Source organism: Arthrobacter sp. zg-Y769 (genome assembly GCF_020907405.1).
GTDB lineage: Bacteria > Actinomycetota > Actinomycetes > Actinomycetales > Micrococcaceae > Arthrobacter_B.
Genome location: NZ_JAJJOE010000012.1, coordinates 49514 through 68678, shown reverse-complemented (window position 1 = coordinate 68678; position 19165 = coordinate 49514). Strand labels below are relative to the sequence as shown.

General features: G+C 65.7%; 15 protein-coding genes. 9 read left to right on the top strand and 6 right to left on the bottom strand.

The annotated features are described in order from the left end of the window. Positions 1-183: 183 nt before the first annotated feature. Both LOC60_RS12705 and LOC60_RS12700 read left to right on the top strand, forming a co-directional pair. Positions 184-1206: an NADPH:quinone reductase gene (locus LOC60_RS12705; protein WP_230025725.1), complete on the top strand. Its 1023-nt coding sequence runs from the start codon at positions 184-186 to the stop codon at positions 1204-1206. 155 nt (positions 1207-1361) lie between these two features. After that, positions 1362-2906: a sulfatase-like hydrolase/transferase gene (locus LOC60_RS12700; RefSeq protein WP_230025723.1), complete on the top strand. Its 1545-nt coding sequence runs from the start codon at positions 1362-1364 to the stop codon at positions 2904-2906. A gap of 160 nt (positions 2907-3066) precedes the next feature. Here the strand turns inward: LOC60_RS12700 and LOC60_RS12695 are convergent, their stop codons facing one another. The 3 genes from LOC60_RS12695 to LOC60_RS12685 form a co-directional block, all read right to left on the bottom strand. Next, positions 3067-4050, bottom strand: a complete 984-nt coding sequence (locus tag LOC60_RS12695; RefSeq protein ID WP_230025721.1) for an alpha/beta hydrolase — start codon at positions 4048-4050, stop codon at positions 3067-3069. Between the two features lie 52 nt (positions 4051-4102). After that, on the bottom strand, positions 4103-5779 hold the full coding sequence (locus LOC60_RS12690; RefSeq protein ID WP_230025719.1) for a flavin-containing monooxygenase: 1677 nt from the start codon (positions 5777-5779) through the stop codon (positions 4103-4105). A gap of 123 nt (positions 5780-5902) precedes the next feature. Further along, on the bottom strand, positions 5903-6994 hold the full coding sequence (locus tag LOC60_RS12685; RefSeq protein ID WP_230025717.1) for a helix-turn-helix domain-containing protein: 1092 nt from the start codon (positions 6992-6994) through the stop codon (positions 5903-5905). Between the two features lie 137 nt (positions 6995-7131). Between LOC60_RS12685 and LOC60_RS12680 the strand changes: the two genes are divergently transcribed. From LOC60_RS12680 to LOC60_RS12670, 3 genes are all read left to right on the top strand, one after another. Next, complete coding sequence (locus LOC60_RS12680; RefSeq protein ID WP_442860416.1) at positions 7132-8205, top strand: DNA polymerase IV; 1074 nt, start codon at positions 7132-7134, stop codon at positions 8203-8205. Between the two features lie 295 nt (positions 8206-8500). Next, on the top strand, positions 8501-9976 hold the full coding sequence (locus LOC60_RS12675) for an amino acid permease (RefSeq protein WP_230025715.1): 1476 nt from the start codon (positions 8501-8503) through the stop codon (positions 9974-9976). Between the two features lie 126 nt (positions 9977-10102). Further along, a complete protein-coding gene (locus tag LOC60_RS12670; RefSeq protein WP_230025713.1) occupies positions 10103-11797 on the top strand; it encodes an FAD-dependent oxidoreductase in 1695 nt (564 codons plus the stop codon). Positions 11798-11887: 90 nt separating this feature from the next. On the opposite strand, the gene LOC60_RS12665 is transcribed toward LOC60_RS12670, so the two are convergent. Further along, the gene (locus LOC60_RS12665; RefSeq protein ID WP_230025711.1) at positions 11888-12136 is read right to left on the bottom strand and encodes a DUF4177 domain-containing protein; all 249 of its coding nucleotides are present in this window, start codon (positions 12134-12136) and stop codon (positions 11888-11890) included. 234 nt (positions 12137-12370) lie between these two features. Between LOC60_RS12665 and LOC60_RS12660 the strand changes: the two genes are divergently transcribed. The 4 genes from LOC60_RS12660 to LOC60_RS12645 all read left to right on the top strand — a co-directional run bounded on the left by LOC60_RS12660 (position 12371) and on the right by LOC60_RS12645 (position 16522). Continuing rightward, positions 12371-13129: a hypothetical protein gene (locus LOC60_RS12660; protein ID WP_230025709.1), complete on the top strand. Its 759-nt coding sequence runs from the start codon at positions 12371-12373 to the stop codon at positions 13127-13129. A 109-nt stretch (positions 13130-13238) separates the two neighbouring features. Then, positions 13239-14624, top strand: a complete 1386-nt coding sequence (locus LOC60_RS12655; RefSeq protein ID WP_230025707.1) for a flavin-containing monooxygenase — start codon at positions 13239-13241, stop codon at positions 14622-14624. A 1-nt stretch (position 14625) separates the two neighbouring features. Beyond that, positions 14626-15459: an SDR family oxidoreductase gene (locus LOC60_RS12650; RefSeq protein WP_230025705.1), complete on the top strand. Its 834-nt coding sequence runs from the start codon at positions 14626-14628 to the stop codon at positions 15457-15459. 133 nt (positions 15460-15592) lie between these two features. Continuing rightward, positions 15593-16522, top strand: coding sequence for an acetamidase/formamidase family protein (locus LOC60_RS12645; RefSeq protein ID WP_230025703.1), 930 nt, complete (start codon positions 15593-15595; stop codon positions 16520-16522). A gap of 135 nt (positions 16523-16657) precedes the next feature. Here the strand turns inward: LOC60_RS12645 and LOC60_RS12640 are convergent, their stop codons facing one another. Both LOC60_RS12640 and LOC60_RS12635 read right to left on the bottom strand, forming a co-directional pair. Next, complete coding sequence (locus tag LOC60_RS12640) at positions 16658-18247, bottom strand: ABC transporter permease (RefSeq protein ID WP_230025701.1); 1590 nt, start codon at positions 18245-18247, stop codon at positions 16658-16660. Continuing rightward, entirely contained in the window at positions 18244-19155 is a 912-nt protein-coding gene (locus tag LOC60_RS12635; RefSeq protein ID WP_230025699.1) for an ABC transporter ATP-binding protein, read from the bottom strand. The genes LOC60_RS12640 and LOC60_RS12635 overlap by 4 nt, the downstream gene beginning before the upstream one ends. Positions 19156-19165: the final 10 nt, after the last annotated feature.

The window sequence follows — 19165 nt, the reverse complement described above, 5'->3', positions numbered from 1 at the left end:
AGAGCCGGACCGTCCCTGCGGGGACGGTCCGGCTCTTTGCGGAACTTTTTGCAGAACCGGGTCAATACCCGGGGTCAGGGAAACGGGGGAAGAAATGTCGCTGAGCAGCTGCCGCAGGCGAGCACCTGACCCTGATCGTCCGCATCGGGGAATAGAACACCGCCCGGGTTTCTTGTACCGCCCATGAAAGCAATCGTGTACTCGGCCACAGGCCCCTCGTCCGTCCTCTCCCTCGTCGACCGTGAGATCGCCGCTCCGGGGGCGGGCGAAGTACGGGTCCGCATCATCGCGTCCGGCGTGAACCCCACCGATTGGAAGGCCCGCGCCGGCAGCAGCCTCGCCTTCCCCGAGGTGGTGCCGAACCAGGACGGCGCCGGGATCGTCGACGCCGTCGGCGAGGGTGTGAACGATGTTCAGGTGGGCGATCGGGTATGGATCTACCTCGCCGCCCACGGCCGTCCGACCGGTACCGCCCAGGAATTCACCATCCTCCCCGCCGACCGGGCCGTACGGCTCCCGGAAGGCATTGGTTTTGATGTCGCCGCCAGCCTCGGCGTCCCCGCAATGACCGCGCACCGTGCCCTGACCGTCCACGAGCACGGCCCGTCCCGGCTCACCCCGGGCTCCCTCGCGGGGCGTATGGTCCTCGTCCAGGGCGGCGCCGGAGCCGTGGGCCACGCGGCCATCCAGTTCGCGGTCTGGGCCGGCGCCACCGTCATCGCGACGGTCAGCAGCGACGCGAAGGAGGAGCTCGCCCGGTCCGCCGGTGCGCACCACGTTGTCCGCTACCCCGACGACGCACTTGCCGACCGCATCCGCGAGCTTGCCCCCGACGGCGTCGACCAGATCGTCGAGGTGTCCCCCGCGCAGAACGCGGCGCTCGATGTGGACGTCATCGCCAACCACGGCAGCATCGCCTACTACGCCAACAACAACGGCGAGGAATTCACGGCGCCGATCGTTGCGAGCTTCGCAAAGAACGTCCGCTGGCAGGGCGTGCTGATTTACACGGTCGGGACCGAGGCCCAGCACGCCGCCGCGGAGGACATCACTGCCGCACTGCGGGACGGGGCGCTGCCTGTCGGCGAGTCCGCCGGGCTCCCCCTCACCTGGTTCCCCCTCGAGCAGACCGCTGCCGCGCATGACGCCGTCGAGAACGGAACCACCGGCAAGATCCTCATCCGCGTTGCTGACGAGACCGCCTAAGCTCCAATTGACCTGCGGTATACACCTCGTTTCTCCGGGATGAACCAAGGTTGAACAGGTAGCATGACGGTACTATTCTTCTTTGGCCCCGTGAGCGGGTTGGATGTCAAGGGTGTTCGGCGAAACCGCGGGCATCTGGAACGCGAGGTATTTCCATGTCTGGCCAGATTCTTGACGTGACCCGACGGGTCGGCGTCGTCGTGGGGCGTGTCCTGGTCTACGTCCTGATCTGGCTTGGGCTCGCGCTACTCATCGCCGCCGCGGGCATCCGGTTCTTCTGGGGCGAAATCTCCGTGGGCCAGATGCTCCTGAACCTCGTCTCGGTGGAGACCGACGGCGGCGGCGGCGGCATTGTCTGGCTCGGCATCCTGGGGGTCGGCGTCCTGCCCCTGCTCATCACCGGCGGAATCGCCCTGTGGCAGTACTTCAGGCGCCGCAAGCGCCGCCTCAACGGCGACGAGTTACGCTCCAACCGCTCGCCGTGGATCATGCGCGCCGTCTCCACCGTCCTTGTAGGCGCAGTGGTCATCGGCGGCACCACGGCCTTCGCCAGCACAGTGGGCATGGCCGATTACATCAAGGCCGCGAACTCCAAATACAACATCGGCGACTACTACGTGGAGCCGACCGTCACCAATGATGAGCAGAAGCGCAACCTGGTGCTGATCTACCTCGAGTCGGGCGAAGCCACCCTGGCCGATGACCAGCTCTTCGAAAAGGACGCCTTCGTTCCCCTCAAAGAGGCCACCGAGCCCGCCGACGGCTGGCAGAGCGTGGAGGATTTCCAGCAGTACAAGGGCGGCGGCTGGACCATGGCCGGCCTCGTGTCAACGCAGTGCGGCGTTCCGCTGAAGGGCGTGGGCTCTGCCGAGGAGAGCAAGGACGCCAGCAACCTTGACGACGACGGCGACACCTACCTTGCCGGGGCAACCTGCCTGGGCGACGTCCTGGACCAGCACGGTTACACCAACGTCTTCCTCGGCGGCGCCAATGCCGCGTTCGCCGCGAAGGACACCTTCCTGAACACCCACGGCTACTCCGAGGTCAAGGACCTCTCCGACTGGCGCGCTGCCGGCGAACCGGAGGAGAGCTTCCGCAAGGACTGGGGCCTGAGCGATGAACGCCTCATGGCCCACGCCAAGGAGGAGATCGACAGGCTGCACGCCGAGGCGGAACAGACCGGCCAGCCGTTCAACCTCTCCATGCTGACGCTGGACACCCACGAACCGGTGCACGTCTACGACTACTGCGACGTGGATACGGAGAACACCGTCACCTCCGTGTTCTCCTGCTCCATGACCCAGGTGGCCGGATTCGTGGACTACATGAAGGAAAAGGGCTACCTGGAAGACACCGCCGTGGTGATCATGGGCGACCACCTCAAGCACATGAGCGCCGGCGATGCTTTCCACGAGCAGCTGGACCACCACAACAACCGCACCGTTTTTAACCGGATCTGGGTTCCGGGCCGGGACACCGGCACCACGCTGCGTCCCGGTGCCGACCAGCTGAACATGTACCCGACCATCCTCGAAGCTGCCGGCCTGACCCTGAAGAACCAAGAGGCCGGGCTGGGCGTATCCACTTTCACCTCGGAGATCCCTGCCAAATCAGCGCAGGCCATGGAGCGCGAGGCCTACACCGAGCTGCTGGAATCGCTTTCCCCGCAGTTCTACGCGGAGGCCTGGGCCGGTCGGTAGGCCTGGCGGGCGGGAGACCATGCGGCACTAGCTTGATCCGGGTAGCCGTTTGACCTCGCGCGCAACCTTGTCCTCCCTGATCCGGCTGTTCCACGGATGAGCCCGGCATGGAACTGCGGCGGTCCAGCCGTACCGGACCGCCGCAGTTCGGGCTGCTTGCCTAACCCTTCAGTGATCTGGTGAGTCCGCCCAGGAAGTCCCGGAAGTAGCACCCGGTGACCTGAGCCTCGGGGTTCATGTCATAAGCGTGGTAGGCCCCCGGATATACGTGCAGCTCCGTGGGCACGCCGGCCGCGATCAGCCGCCGGGCGTAGTCAAGGTCTTCCTCGAGGAACAGATCCAGGGCACCGACGCTGATGAATGTCGCCGGCAACCCCTCGACGCTCTCGACCCGCGCGGCGGCCGTATACGGTGACACACCCTCACCCCCGGGCTCGTTCCCGAGAATCGAGGCCCAGCCGAACCGGTTATCTCCCGGTGTCCAGAGGAACTCACCGGCGTACGGGTGCGGATCCCGGGTGCTGGCAGTCCGGTCGTCCAGCATGGGGTAAATGAGCAACTGGTAGGCAATGGGAAATTCGCCGCGGTCCCGGGCCAGGATCGCCAGACAGGCGGCAAGGCCCCCGCCGGCACTGGCACCGCCCACCGCGATGCGGGCTGCGTCGATCCCGAACTCGTCAGCCTTGCCGTGAATCCATCGGAGTGCTGCGTAGCAATCCTCCACCAAGCCCGGCGCAGTAGTCTCCGGAGCGAGCCGGTAGTCGACCGATGCCACTGCGGCGCCGGTCTCGGTAACAATCCGACGGCAAAGAATCTCGTCTGCGTCTGCTGACCCGATGACGTATCCCCCGCCGTGGATCCAGACCAGGGCCGCAGACGGGGTGGTCACCTTGTTTTTCGGTTCGTAGTAGAGGACCCGTACATCGGGGTCACCTTCGGCTCCCGGGACCCGGTACTCGGTAGTGGTCACGTCGGGGAAGAGTTCGACGGGGTCCGGCGCCCCCTCGACCGGGGCTCCCATCATCGCGCGGACAGTCGGGAGTGTCTCCGCCGAGAGGTTCAGGGTTGGAAAGACATCGAGCAGGTCGACGATCTCGGGGTCGATCAGGTGCCGGGAACTGGTGGTAGTGGGTTTCAGGGTCATGGTGTCCTTCATTCGTGAGGTTATCGGGAAGTTTTTAGTGCTGTTGCGGATGTCAGGATTCGGCCGAAACAGGGGTTTTGGCGTCAATGTCTGCACCTGCACTGACGTCATTCCGCCTTGTGAGGATGAAGCCGCGGTAGCCATCGCCCGCAATCTCGTCACACAACGCCCTGTAGGCGCCGACGCCTCCGACATAGGGCATGAAGACCCTGGGCTTGCCCGGGATGTTGGCACCCATGTACCAGGAGGCTGCCCTGGGATACAGCGTCAGGTTGGCCACCTCGTTGACGTGGTCCCCCCAGGCCTCCTCCGCGGACGGCTCCGCCTCGGTCCGGATAATGCCGTGCTCACGGGCATAGGCAATGTGGTCGGCAATCCAGTCCACGTGCTGTTCGATCGAGACCATCATGTTGCTCAGCACCGAAGGACTCCCGGGGGCGGTGATCATAAAAAGGTTGGGGAACCCCGCACTGGCGATCCCCAGATAGGTGCGGGGACCGGCTATCCACTTGTCCCGCAGCATCACCCCGTCCACCCCTTCGAGGGCAATCGCGTTGAGGGGACCGGTCATCGCGTCGAAGCCGGTGGCGAAGACGATGTCATCCACCTCGTAGAGTTCCCCCGCCACCACAACACCGCGCTCGGTGATCCGGTCGATCGGTGTCTCCCGGACACTGATGAGGGTGACGTTGTCCCGGTTGTAGGTCGCGTAGTAGTCGGTATCCACGCAGATCCGTTTCGTCCCGATCGGATGGTCCCGGGGGATCAACAGTTCGGCGACTTCGGGGCGTACAACGATTTCGCGGATCCGGTCGCGCACGTATTCCGCCACGACCTCATTGGCTTCGGGGTTCACCGCCGTATCGAGGAACGCGGACATGAATCCCGCCCCGCCGTACTCCCACCGCTGGTTCATCTCGCGGGTGCGGACCTCTTCCGGCAACTCGAGCACCTGGCCGATGGGGTCTGCGGGGTTCGTTCCGCTGGGAGACATCCGTGCTGCCTGGCGAAGCTGGTCATACTCGCTCTTGGTCTGTTCAATCTCGGCCGCACTCAGCGGATGGTTCACCGCCGGCACCGAAAAATTGGGCGTCCGCTGGAACACCGTGAGATGGGCTGCCTGGGCTGCAATCTGCGGGATGGACTGGATTCCGGAGGACCCGGTGCCGATGACTCCCACCCTGCGACCGGTGAAGTCGACCCCTTCGTGCGGCCACTGACCGGTGTGGTAGGTAGGCCCGCGGAAGGTATCCATGCCCTCAAAGTCCGGTACCCGTGAGGCTGAAAGGCAGCCAACGGCGGTGATCAGGTACCGCGCGGTACTGACGGCGCCGTCGTCGGTGCTCACGACCCAGCACTCCTGGGCCTCGTCATACCGTGCGCTATCGACTGAGGTGGAGAAGGCGATATCAGCTCGGAGGTCGAACCGGTCGGCTACGTGGTTTGCGTACCGCAGGATCTCCGGCTGGGTGGGATAACGCTCAGTCCACTCCCATTCCTGCTCCAGTTCCGGCGAAAACGAATAGGAATAAAACAGGGACTCAACGTCACAGCGGGCCCCCGGGTAGCGGTTCCAGTACCAGGTTCCGCCGACTCCGTCCCCCCGTTCAACTACGCGAACCCTCAACCCTAGGTCGTCACGTAGTCGCTTCAACATATACATGCCGGCGAACCCTGCGCCGACGATCATGGCGTCAAAATCGGTTGCCTGCCCGCCCGATACATTCATCGAGACACTCCGTCCTTTTCCGGCGTCGTTGCCGGCCCAGGTTTTCTGGTGCACCTCAGTCTGTACCGTGCCCGGTTAGGCGTCATGGGCCAAGTGGCGCAACAATGTGTGCCATCTGGCGAGTTACCCGTCGGCAGAGTCGCGTACGCGCCGCAGGCACAGGGCGATGAACAGTCGGGTACGGCCGTAGGGTTCGGTAATGGTGAACCCCAATGCCTGCTCGGCGCGTTCGACCCGGTAGGACACTGAATTGTGGTGCAGATAGACCAAACGGGCTGCCTGCCGTACCGATTCCGTCGCCGCGACCGCCTCGAGGATTCGCAACATGTCCGCGCCGTGCGCCACGCACAACCTATCCAGGACATGAACGTCTTCAACCGTGTCGATCTGTTCCCGCGTCAGGTAAGCCGGTAGTAAGGCGTACCCGCCCAAGGAGGCTGTATCAACGAGTACCGCTTCACTCTTCGAATACGGGGCACTGTCATGGGTGGCAGGAAGCGCATAGCGCAGCCCGAGAAGTACCCGCCGGTGCGCTGCCGGCAGGTCCACGGCATGGACACCGCTCGCGAATGCCATTCGAACACCCAGCGGCACGGCAAGGCCGGACAAGACGTCCGGCAGTCCCACTGTGACGAGGATCAGTGCCTTCCCGTCGTCGTATGTACCCAGCACTGAGGTGACTGTCCCAATCCGCGAAACCAGTTCCTTCACCCCGCCGTCCGGACCTTTGACAGCAGCAACGGTGAGCAGGGTGGCCCCGGACAGCCCCAGTTGTCTGGCGGCATTGAGCCGGGCATCCGGGCGCCGGCCCTGATCGAAAACCGTCTCGATGGCTGACAGGACGGCGCCGGCAGGCTGACGCAGCGCTACCTTCAGGGTCACCCCCAGTCGCCTCAGAAGCAGGTCCTCCTCCGGACCGGGCTGCCCTTCCAGCCAGACCCGCAGTCCGTCCCAGAGGCAGCGAGCGCCGGCAGGGACGGTCACCGATTCCCATCGGACCACCCCACCCGGATGGACGGCTAGCCTCACCCCGTCCGGCGTACACAAACCGACGCCGCGGCCAAGCACCTTGGCAACACTCTCCAGGACCGTCGATGGATCAGCATCCCGTTCCATCAGGTCGTCAAAGAGATTCCAGATTTCATCCGGTTCAGGCGCTCCGGCACCTTGATGCGGTGGCGCTTCCTCGCGCGGGCTGTCCGAACCGGTCAACATACGCGTCAGGCTAGCCCCTCAGGAGTGTTTCCGCGACGGGTTTCCACCAGGCCGGAATACTTGTAGAATCCCCGAAGCCATGTCCCAGAGAGCCTGGGACCGGTGCCTTCGGGTCACGCATACGGCACACTGGTCGCGTGAGCTCTATCCCCTGGGTGCTGCATGTCGATCTCGACCAGTTCATCGCCGCCGTCGAAGTCCTCCGGCGCCCGGAACTTGCCGGAAAGCCGATCATTGTCGGCGGCCGCGGCGACCCCACGGAGCGGGCCGTGGTCTCCACCGCGTCCTACGAAGCCCGGGTGTTCGGCGTGGGCTCGGGCATGCCGCTGCGGATTGCGGCCCGGAAGGTGCCCGACGCCGTCATCCTGCCGGTCGACGCCGAGGCCTACCTCGAGGCCTCGGACGCGGTGATGGCCACCCTGCGCGCCCAGCCCGGCGCCGTCGTGCAGGTCCTCGGTTGGGATGAAGCCTTCGTCGGTGTAGAGGCCGAAGATCCGGAAGCTTACGCCCGGCAGCTCCAGGCCGACGTTCTGGAGCGCACGCAGCTGCACTGCAGCGTGGGCATCGGCGACACCCTGATCCGCGCCAAGAACGCCACGGATTTCGGCAAGCCCGCCGGCGTCTTCCGCCTCACTACCGCGAACTGGCTCGACTTCATGGGCGACCGGCCCACCAAGGAGCTGTGGGGCGTCGGCAGCAAGATCTCGGGCCGGCTCGCGAAGCTGGGGATTAATACTGTTGCCGAGCTCGCCGCGGCCGACCCGCAGACCCTGGTTCCGGAGTTCGGACCGAAGATGGGCCCCTGGTACAACGAACTGGGACGCGGCGACGGCACCAGCGTTGTGGACGACACCCCGTGGGTGGCCCGCGGACACAGCCGTGAAACCACCTTCCAGCAGGACCTCACCGAGCCGGACCAGGTACACGACGCCGTGCGCGGGCTGACCGCGCAGGTCCTGAAAGACGTGGCGGCCGAGGGGCGGCCGGTGATCGGGCTGACCCTCAAGGTCCGGTACGCGCCGTTCACCACCAAAACGCATGCGAGGAAGATCCCCGAGACCTTCGACCGGGAGGACGTCCTCGTCAGGGCCCTGGATCTCGCCGGCGCAATCGAACCCGGCCGCCCGATCCGGCTGCTCGGCCTTCGCGCCGAAATGGCCATGCCCGACGACGCCCGGAAGGGACATACGCCTACGCGTGGCGGGTGGTGAACCGGTCTCCTCGGTTTTGACGCTCACGTGTGGCTGCTGCCATAGTCGACGGGTGAACTTGTCAGGGAGCCGAATAATCGGACAGCATGAGTTAGCTCCCGCGAGCGCTCCGCGGCGACTTAGAGGCTGAGTAGGCACCCGACAGAACACATCCATGAACCCCCTGCCCTACGCCGCCGCGCCCTGATCCCGGCACGCCGAACCCGACCCTGACACGGGCTGCTCACCGGCGAGCTGCCCACCGCACTCCTCAGCCTGCGCCGCCCCGCCAGGCTGAGCACGTAAAGGACCACCCATGACACAACAACAGACCATCGCTGACTCCACGAGTCCGGGGCGCACCTCAGTACCCACCTTCCACCACGAGGAGGAGGGCTACCACAAAGGTCTCAAGCCGCGCCAGGTCCAGATGATCGCCATCGGCGGCGCCATCGGCACCGGGCTCTTTATGGGTGCCGGCGGCCGCCTGGCCACGGCCGGGCCGTCGCTGGTTCTCAGCTACGCCGTCTGCGGTTTCTTTGCCTTCATGATTCTCCGGGCCCTGGGCGAACTGATTATGCACCGCCCCTCCTCCGGATCGTTCGTCTCCTACGCCCGCGAATTCTTCGGCGAGAAGGCCGCCTTCGTCACCGGCTGGCTGTACTGGCTGAACTGGGCCATGACCGCGATCGTGGACATCACCGCCGTCGCGCTTTACATGAACTTCTTCCGGAAGTACTGGCCGCCCATCGCGGACGTCCCGCAGTGGACCTGGGCCCTGGCCGCCCTCCTCCTGGTGCTGGGGCTGAACCTCATCAGCGTCAAGGTGTTCGGGGAACTCGAGTTCTGGTTCGCGCTGATCAAGGTGGTGGCCCTGGTCGCCTTCCTGATTGTGGGCATCTGCTTCGTCATCTTCGGCACCCCCGTGGACGGCCAGCAGGTCGGCATCAGCCTCATCTCCGACAACGGCGGCCTGTTCCCCAACGGCCTGCTGCCCGCCGTCGTCGTGATGCAGGGCGTGGTGTTCGCCTACGCCTCCATCGAGCTCATCGGCACCGCCGCCGGCGAGACCGAGCACCCCGAAAAGATCATGCCCAGGGCGATCAATACCGTGATCGTGCGTATCGCGGTGTTCTACGTCGGCACGCTCGTCCTGCTCTCACTGCTGCTGCCCTACAGCTCCTACAAGGCCGGCGAAAGCCCGTTCGTGACGTTCTTCGGCTCCATCGGGGTGGACGGCGTGGACGCAATCATGAACCTGGTGGTCCTCACCGCCGCGCTGTCCTCGCTCAATGCCGGCCTGTATTCCACCGGCCGCACCATGCGCTCCATGTCGCTGGCAGGCTCCGCACCGAAGTTCGCCGGGCGGATGAACAAGGCGGGCGTCCCCTACGGCGGGATCGCCCTGACCGCCTTTGTTGCCCTGCTCGGCGTCGTCCTCAACGCCGTCGTGCCCGCGCAGGCCTTCGAGATCGTCCTGAACGTCGCGTCGCTGGGCATCATCAGCACCTGGGGCATAATCGTGCTGTGCCAGATGGAGCTGACGCGGCGGGCCAAGCGCGGCGACCTGGCGCGTCCGTCCTTCCGGATGCCCGGCGCCCCCGTGAGCGGCTGGATCACGCTCGCGTTCCTGCTCGCGGTGCTGGTCCTGATGGCCTTCGACTCGCCGGTGGGCACCTGGACCGTCGCCTCGCTGGTGGTCATCATTCCCGCGCTGATGCTCGGCTGGCGGCTCTGCCGCGACCGCGTCCTGGAACTCGCGGCAGCCCGCGACGGCGACGCCGGCCGGTAGCGTCCCGCCCGATGTTCCGGCGGGCCGTCCATTCCCAGGTGTAATCGTGTAATCTCGCTGCATCCTCAATCCACCTCCCAGCTCCGCGTTTCTCCGGATGAGCATCATCCCTGCGGAAGGATCAATATGACGGATGTCAGTGAGCACCCCGCCAATCGAACCAGCGATGTGCCGAGCCTTTCCGATTCCCAGTGGGAGAGACTCCTCGCTCTGGCCGCGCCAACCGACGTCAACGCCGGCGACTATGTCTTCCGGGCAGGGGACCTGAACTATCCCATGATCCTGGTGGAATCAGGGGCCCTTGAAATGGTGCGCGACCCGTTGTGGTGGGATGAAGAAACCGTTCTCAGCACTCTGGGGCCACGCTCGTTCGCCGGTGAGCTCGGGTTGCTCAACGGACAGTCCGCACTCCTGTCGGCGCGGATGAAGGAGTCCGGGCGTATCCGACGCTTGGCCCGCGAGGACCTGCGGCTGGTTATGAACCAAGACGACGATCTCGGCGGGATTGTTCTCCATACTCTGTGGGAGCGCCGCGAAGCGCTTCGGCGGGGGCCGGCAGCCATGACGCTCAAGTTCATCGGGACGGAAGCGTCGAGTGAATTGCTGGCTCTACGGCGCTTCGCTGAACGTCTGGATTTGATCCATACCGTCTTCGTCGTTCCGCCGGACGGCATGGGCGCCCTCGACGGCCACGGCATCGCAGCCAATGATCTGCCGGCAGCGCTGATCCAGGGCAAGCTGATAAGGCGTGCGACGCCGGGGACTATCGCCGAGCGCCTCGGGTTGAGTTACCAGCCCCACCAGGAGGGCGCGACGGACCTGCTCGTTGTTGGCGGCGGACCCGCCGGGCTCGCCGCAGCCATCTACGCAGCCTCCGAAGGGCTGAGCACGGTGGTGCTCGACGCCGTCGCGCCGGGAGGCCAGGCGGCGTCGACGTCCCGTATCGAAAACTTTCTTGGTTTTCCCTTTGGAGTTGCCGGCGGAGACCTCATCCGCCAGGCGACGCTGCAGGCGATTAAGTTCGGGGTAAGGATCTGGGCGCCCTGCGATGCGGTGTCCCTCGAGACGATGAATGATGGCCTCAAACTCACGCTGGGTGACGGCGCTACCCTCCATACCCGCACCGCATTGATTACGTCCGGGGCCGCCTACCGAAGCCTCGGAGTTCAGGGATGGGAGGACTTCGAGGGACGCGGAATCTATTACGCCGCTACCAGCTTGGAGGCGCGCCAGGTCGCAGGGCACCCCGTGGTTGTCGTCGGCGGGGCGAACTCAGCCGGCCAGGGCGCGCTCTATCTCGCATCCCACGGATGCCAGGTCCATCTGGTGGTGCGGGGACGTGACATTGGTGCGCGGATGTCCTCCTACCTCGTAGACCGCCTGCGGGAGAATTCCCGGATCCATATCCATACCGAGTCGAACATCATCGGCTTGGAAGGTGGCTCCGCCCTGGAATCGGTCCGCATCGACACCGCCGGGCCGGTGGAGGCACGCGGGCTGTTCTGCTTCATCGGAGCCGACCCTGCCAGTGCCTGGCTGCCTACCCTGGACAGGGACACTGCGGGATTCATCCGCACAGGAACCGACATCGCCCTCCAGTCCCTGGACCAGTGGCAGCCGCTGGGCCGCGAACCTATGCCTTTTGAAACCTCGACGCCACGGGTTTTTGCAGCCGGCGATGTCCGCCACGGCTCCATGAAGCGCGTCGCGGCAGCGGTCGGCGAAGGATCCAGCGCCGTCGCGTCCGTGCACCGGGCCCTCAGCGATCCTGCCAGTCCCCTCGCCCGCACGACGCAGTCCCTCGCCGGCCGGACCACCTGACCGCGTCCTGGAATTCACGTCGCTTGGGCGGACGACGGCGTTGCCGCCCGAACGCTACAGCCGGATGGTCCCTTCAGCTGAAAGGGAAGATTATCCGAGGCTTTCGAACACCATCGTCGCCTGGATGCGGTCCCCGCCGCCGAACCCCTTGCTCCCGCTGCTGGATGTGGTGATGGTGTGGAGGCGGTAGCCCTTCGCAGCCTGATCGTTGATGGCCTTCTCCAAGGAGGTCAGGTTGCCCGAACCGGTTCCCAACAGTTTCTCTTTGAGGATTTCCTGTAAGACGACGTAGTGCGGCATGGCGTAAAGTCCTTCCGTTGCTGGCTGATTGCCTTTCATCTCAACCTTAGATGCGATTCCGGTGGCGCACCCACCAAGCCCGACCAGGTTTGGAGGTCCCCTGGTGTTCAACCTGTGGGAATTCAAAGCCTGCCGGGACGGTTATATAGGGGTGGAGGACCTGCTTTCGGGGCAGCCTAAACCGGGATCGGAGTCCACAGCCGATGACCAGGGTGTAGTTGTAATCTGGCGTAGTTGGCTGCGGCTCCGCCACTATTCATTCACGAGAGGATCATGATGTCTCGCCTTACCGTGGGGAACATCTTCAAAGTCACCGTCGCGCTCCTCTTCTTTCCTTTTATGCCACTCCTGGTGCTGATGATCGGGGTGCGCAGGAGTAACTGGAAAGTGATCCTTGAGGGTGGCCTGTACGTTGCGCTCGTCCTGGCGGCCGTCGCCCTGCCCGGGAACGCAGCGCAGTTCATCCTCTCGTTCTTCGTGGTTCTCGGGCTCATAGCCGTAGCGGGCATGCGGTCCTACATGCTCCGGGACCTGTGGCTGCACCCCAGGACCCGCGGACCGCAGGTTATGACCCAGTCAGGGGCAGTGACCACGCCGCCGGAGGACCTGTCCTCGGCTTTGGCCTGGTCTGCCGCCCTCGCCAAACGAAACAGGAGCCGGCTTCCGTCCGAGGCGTACGTCAGCATCCTGGAAACCTGCCAGACGCTGGACGCGGTGATCGACGCCGAAACGCGCCAGCCGCTGGGCGATCCCCAATTTGAGTACGAACTGTCCGCCACGGTGCGTGACTACCTGCCGAGCGTTCTCCAGAATTACGTGGCCATTCCGCCGAAGATGCTGGAGACCAAACAGGCGAGCGGAAGGACCCCCAACGAGGAACTGGCCGAGCAGCTGCAGCTCCTTGCCGGACAGGCCGAGACGCTGCACGCCAGCCGTCACCGCCGCACCTCCGCGGAGCTGACCAACACGGGCAACTTCCTTCGGGAGCGGTTCGGGCACCGCCAGGGCGGCTTCGACTTCGGGATTAAGTAGCCAGCACGACGCCGCCTGCCGGGGTGTTGCTAACGCTGGGCGCGGCCGGGTGAGTCTACAGTGACGTACATCACATAGACCCGGACACATCCACCTGCTTGGAGCGCCAATGACGACAGTCCACAGCACCCCGTACACCCACGAGCTCGACAGCAGCGAGCGCGAGCGCGTATGCGTCATCGGCGCGGGCTGCTCCGGAATCACGGCGGCCAAAGTTCTCCACGAACGGGGACTTGCCTTCGACTGCTTTGAACTCTCGGACCGGGTCGGCGGCAACTGGGTATGGGGCAACAGCAACGGAGTGTCCGCGGCCTACAAGTCCCTGCACATCAACACCTCGCGCAGCCGGATGGAGTTCAGCGACTTTCCGATGCCCGCGGACCTGCCCAATTTCGCACGCCACGACCAGGTTGCGGCGTACTTCGACGCCTATGTCGAGCACTTCGGGTTCCGGGACAAGATCACCTTCAACACCGGGGTGGAGCACGTGCGCCCCCTGCCCGGCGGCGGCTTCGAGGTTCGGCTGAGCACCGCGGAGACCCGGCGCTACGGCTCGGTCATAGTGGCCAACGGCCACCACTGGGACCCCCGCATGCCGGAGCCGCCCTTGCCCGGCGCCGAAGGCTTCACCGGTGAGCAGATGCACTCCCACGACTACACGGACGAGCAGCAGCTCACCGGCAAGCGGATCGTGGTGCTCGGCATGGGCAACTCGGCCATGGATATCTGTACAGATGCCAGCTACCACGCGGCCGAGACCTACCTCTCCCACCGTCGGGGCGTGCACATCATTCCCAAGTACGTCTTCGGCAAGCCCTTCGACGAGATCGGAGCGCACGAGAAGATCCCGTCCCGGGTCCGCTGGGGCGTCGCCCGCGTGGTCATGCGCGCCGCCACTGGCCCGATGTCGCGTTACGGCCTTCAGGAACCCGACCACAAGTTCGCCCAGGCCCACCCGACCGTCTCCAGCCGGATACTCGACAGGCTGGCCCACGGCGACGTGGTCCCGAAGCCCAACATCCAGCGTTTCGACGGTGACAGCGTAGTCTTCACCGACGGCACCCGCGTCGCGGCCGACCTGGTGATCTACTGCACCGGCTACAAGATCTCGTTCCCGTTCTTTGACGCCGGCTTCCTCGACCCCTCCGGAGATAACGAGATCCGGCTCTACCAGCGGATGTTCCACCCGACGGTGCCGGGGCTGCACTTCATCGGACTGGTTCAACCGCTCGGTGCGGTCATGCCGATCGCCGAGCGGCAGTCCGAGCTCGCCGCCGACCATCTCCAGGGCCGTTACGCCCTGCCCGAGCGGGCCGCGATGGACGCCGAGATCGACCGCCACCGCAAGGCGATCACCAAAAGGTACGTCGCCAGCAAGCGGCACACCATCCAGGTGGATTTCGTCGATTACATGCGTGCCCTGCGCAGGGAGCGCGATGCCGGAGCGCGGCGCAGAACCGCTGCGCAGGCCGCAACCGACCGCGTGGGGGCCTGACATGGCCGGGAACACTGAGCAGCACTCACGCCGCGTCGCCGTCGTCACCGGCGCCGCCCGCGGCATCGGGCACGCCACCGCAGCCCGTCTGTTGCGCCGCGGATGGATAGTCGGCGCGTTCGACATCGAAAGTCACGGCCTGGCCGAACTCAAGGACATCGCTGCGGCACATGGCACCACGGTGGTCACGGGAACGCTCGATGTCCGGGACGCCCAGCAGTGGCGCGAAGCCCTTGCCTCCGTTTGCGAGGACCACTTGGACCTTCTGGTCAACAACGCCGGGCTGCTGGCTGCCGGGCCGTTCGTCGATACCGATCTTGACCGGCACCGGGCGCTCGTGGACGTCAATGTTCTCGGGACAATCAACGGCGCGCATACCGCGTTCCCGTACCTGAAGAACGCTGACCGGCCGGTGCTGCTCAACCTGGGATCCGCCTCAGCCATTTACGGGCAGCCCGATCTTGCCACCTACGGCGCCACGAAGTTCGCGGTCCGCGGCCTGACCGAGGCATTGGAACTGGAATGGGCGGAGCATGGCATTGCCGTGCTCGATCTATGGCCGCTGTTCGTCAATACCGGGATGGTCAAGGGCGTCAACATCGGAGCAATCCAGTCGTTCGGGGTGCGGCTGAACGAAACCGATGTTGCCGCAGCCGCTGTCGCCGCCGTGGAACGCAGCATCAGGTCCCGTCGCAACCCGAAGCGGCCCCGCAACGTCCACCACGCCGTCGGATCCCAGGCACGCTTCCTGGCCGCGCTCTCCCAGGTGACGCCGAACTGGGCCAACCGGCTCCTCACCGAGCGTCTCACCCGGCGGCCGGGCCCCGGCTCGTAACGCCCCGGCGGGGACCGGGCCTCGTCATGAATGACTCCGCAGGACAGCCCTGGCCGTACGCTGCTGGAAACAGCTCGCTGCCGGGCACGCGCGCCTCGGCCGCCGGACCCCGCACCACGAAAGAGGCACATCCATGGCGCACCATGAAGTACCGGATATCTATAACCGTCTGTGGACGCCGCAGCACGAGCCGGTGCTGGCGGTCAGCAGCGGTGACACCATCAGTTTTGACGTCAGGGATGCCGGCGACGGGCAGCTGGAGGACTATCAAAACGGGACGCCCGTCCCCGCCAGCGATCCTGCCCGGAGCTATCCGCTGCGGGGACCGGTGATGGTGCACGGCGCGGAACCGGGCGACGTGCTGGAAATCGAACCGCTGGAGTTCGCACCGCTGGGCTGGGGGTTCACCGCCAGCCGTCCCGGCGCCGGCCTCCTCCCGGAGGACTTCTCCGAACCCTTCGCCTATAAATGGGATCTGTCCACCGGTCCCACCGCCGCCTTCCTGGACGTAGCAACCGTTCCCGTGCGCCCCTTCCTGGGCGTACTGGCCTGCACCCCGGCGACTGTGGACCCGCTGCCCGTGATGCCGCCGGGAAACTTCGGCGGCAACATGGACATCCGCGACCTGGTGGTGGGCACCAAAATCTTCCTGCCGGTCAGCCTGCCCGGAGCCAGGCTGATGTTCGGTGACCCGCACGCCGCCCAGGGGGACGGGGAAGTCTGCGTCACTGCCATCGAGGCTCCCATGAGCGGAGCGCTCAAGGTCACCCTGCACAAGGGACGGTCCATCCCCTCACCGCAGTTCCAAACCGCGGGACAGCTCCGGCCCGGCATCGAGGACCAGGGATACTACGCCACCACCGGCGTGGGACCCGATCTGCACGAGGCCGCCCGAAATGCGCTTCGGCACATGATCGAGCACATGTGCTTCACCTACCGCATCGAACCCCAGGAGGCGTATCTGCTGTCCTCGGTCATTGTGGACCTGAAGATCAGTGAAGTTGTGGATAAGCCCAACTGGATCGTCAGCGCGTATCTTCCGCTCTCGATGATGAACCTCTGACCGGCCGGAAGCTCCGGCGTCATTTGCGCCTTTTCGATTCCCACGCACAGGTGGTCGGAAGGTGTGACCGGGTCTACGCCGGGGTCGAGCCGGGCGGCCGGGCCCTTCCATCGTCCGGCGTTGGGCGACGGATCGCTACCCGTCGAGGTCCCGGCGGCGAAAGCCCGTGAACCCGATCAGCAGGAACACTGCGGTCACGGCGGAGATCCCCGCCAGCCCGGCCCACCCGGCGTCGTCGGCGGCAACGCTGGGAACGTGCCAGAACGGGCTGATCGCCAGCACCCAGTCCCAGAGCCGGAACGTCGGACCCAGCAACGTCAGCACGAAGGAAATGAACACGCCCGCCCAGGACGCGATCACCAGCCGGGGGCGTGCACCGACGACGGCTGCCGCGGCGGCGGTGGCCGTCCACACGGCCGGAACGGCCGCCACGGCCTGCAGCAGAACCTTGCCGGCGTCGATGCCCAGCTCACCGGAGGCCAGCACCGTGATGATGGTTCCGGCGACAAGCAGGTAGACCGTTGGTGCGGCCAGTGCGAGCACAACGTTCGCCGTGAAGTAGCGCGGACGGCTTACGTCGGCGGCCAGAACCGGTTCCAGCCGGCCCTCCAGCTCCTCGGTCCGCACCTTCTGCAGGATCTGCACCCCCGGGATGGCGGCGATGATCCCGGCCAGGCTCAGAATCGTCACCAGGAACGCCGGCGCGAGGTCCTCGGAGGTGGTGGCGCCGGAGGCGAGAACCGAGGCGGCAGCACTGTCGCCGCTGAGGATGTCCTTGAACGAGCGGGCAAAAAACCCGAAGACCGTTCCGATAACCAGGAACGCAATGGTCCAGGTGAGGAGCGGAGCGCGGTTCAGCCGGACCGCCAGGCTCCACGGAGTTCGGATCCTCCCCCGGGCCGGTCCGGGCCGGGGAGCGATCGCCCCCTGCCCGAAGTCGCGGCGCGACTGCAGCAGGAAGGCAATACCGAGCAGGGCCAGGGTGAGGGCCGCCGCGGGGAGCAGCGGCCACCAGTGGTTACCGCTGGCCGGACGGGTTTCCGTCATCCAGCTCAGCGGATTTATCCAGGATGTCCACTCGGGCGCCTCGATCGAATACAGGAAGCCCCGCAGCAGGAACAGTGCGCCGAAGGTGCCCACGGCCAGCGAGTTCGCCGTCCGCGCATCGGATCCCAGCTGCGCGGCCACGGCGGCGACTGCAGCGAACATCCACCCGGTGGCGGTGAACGTTGCCGCCAGCAGCAGGGAGGCAGTCCAGGTGCCGCCGCACCAGAGCGTGACCGTGCCGGCGACGACGCCGAGGGCCGTTGCGCCGATCAGGGCCAGACTGACTCCCGCCAGCAGGCGACTGCCCCGGCCCAGTACGCCGGAGGCCAGGAGTTCTGCCTGTCCGGAGTCTTCCTGGCCGCGGCTGGACCGGGTGACGGTGAAAATCGATCCGAGTGCGGCAAGAAAACCGCCCAGGGCGAGGCTGCGCCAGGCATTGAATCCGTCGTCTGTGCTGAGATTGTAGGCCGGCCCGAAGATCAGGCCCAGAGCCGGGTTGGAGCCAATGGCCAGGGCCAGCCCGAGGCGGTCCTGCTGGGTGGGGAAGACCCAGGGGTAGACCAGCACGGAAGACGCGGAGAGCGCCGTCGTGATCAGAATCCAAGGCACGAACCGGCGCCCGTCGAACCGGACGGTTGCACGCAGCAGGGGTGCGCTCCCAGTCAGGGCGCTGCTCATGGGCGCGCCCCCGGGGAGGGGCTGCCGTCGTCGTAAAGCCGCAGGAACAGGCTCTCCAGCGAGGGCGGTTCAACGGTCAGTGAGGTAATACCGAAGGGGATGAGGGCTGTCATTGCCTCACCCACCCGCGCGGAGTCCACCACGGCCGTCAGCCTGTCGCCGTCGAGGTTCACATCCTCGAACACGGCCGGCTGGCCGGGCTGCGGGGCACGTTTCAGCGTGGCGTGGACGGAGGTGGTGGTATGCCCGCGCAGCTGGGCCAGCGTGCCTTCCTCCACGATCCGGCCGTCCCGGATGATGCTGACCCGGTCCGCGAGGGTTTCCACTTCCGCGAGGACATGGCTGCTGAGCAGCACTGTGGTGCCGCGGTGCTTGGCCTCACCGATCACTTCCTGGAAGACGTTCTGCATCAGCGGGTCCAGCCCGCTGGTTGGCTCATCCAGGACCAGGAGTTCGACGTCGGAGGCCAGGGCCGCCACGATGGCTACTTTTTGCCGGTTTCCCTTGGAGTACTGCCGGCCGCGTTTCGCCGGGTCCAACTCAAACCGCTCCAGCAGTTCCGCCCGCCGCCGCTCGTCCAGCCCGCCGCGGAGCGAGCCCAGCAGGTCGATGGCCTGCCCGCCGGTCATCCCCGGCCACAACGACACATCACCCGGCACGTAGGCCAACCGCCGGTGCAGCGGCACGGCTTCCCGCCACGGATCCTGTCCCAGGACCTGCAGGGTTCCGGCGTCGGCTTTCAACAATCCCAGCAGCACGCGGATGGTTGTTGACTTCCCGGCACCGTTTGGTCCCAGGAAGCCGTGCACCTGCCCGCGCTGAACCTGCAGGTCCAGCCCGTTCAATGCCGGGAATTTCCCGAAAGACTTCTCCAGCCCCTGAACACTGATGACCACTTCCGCGTTCATGGCCTCCCCG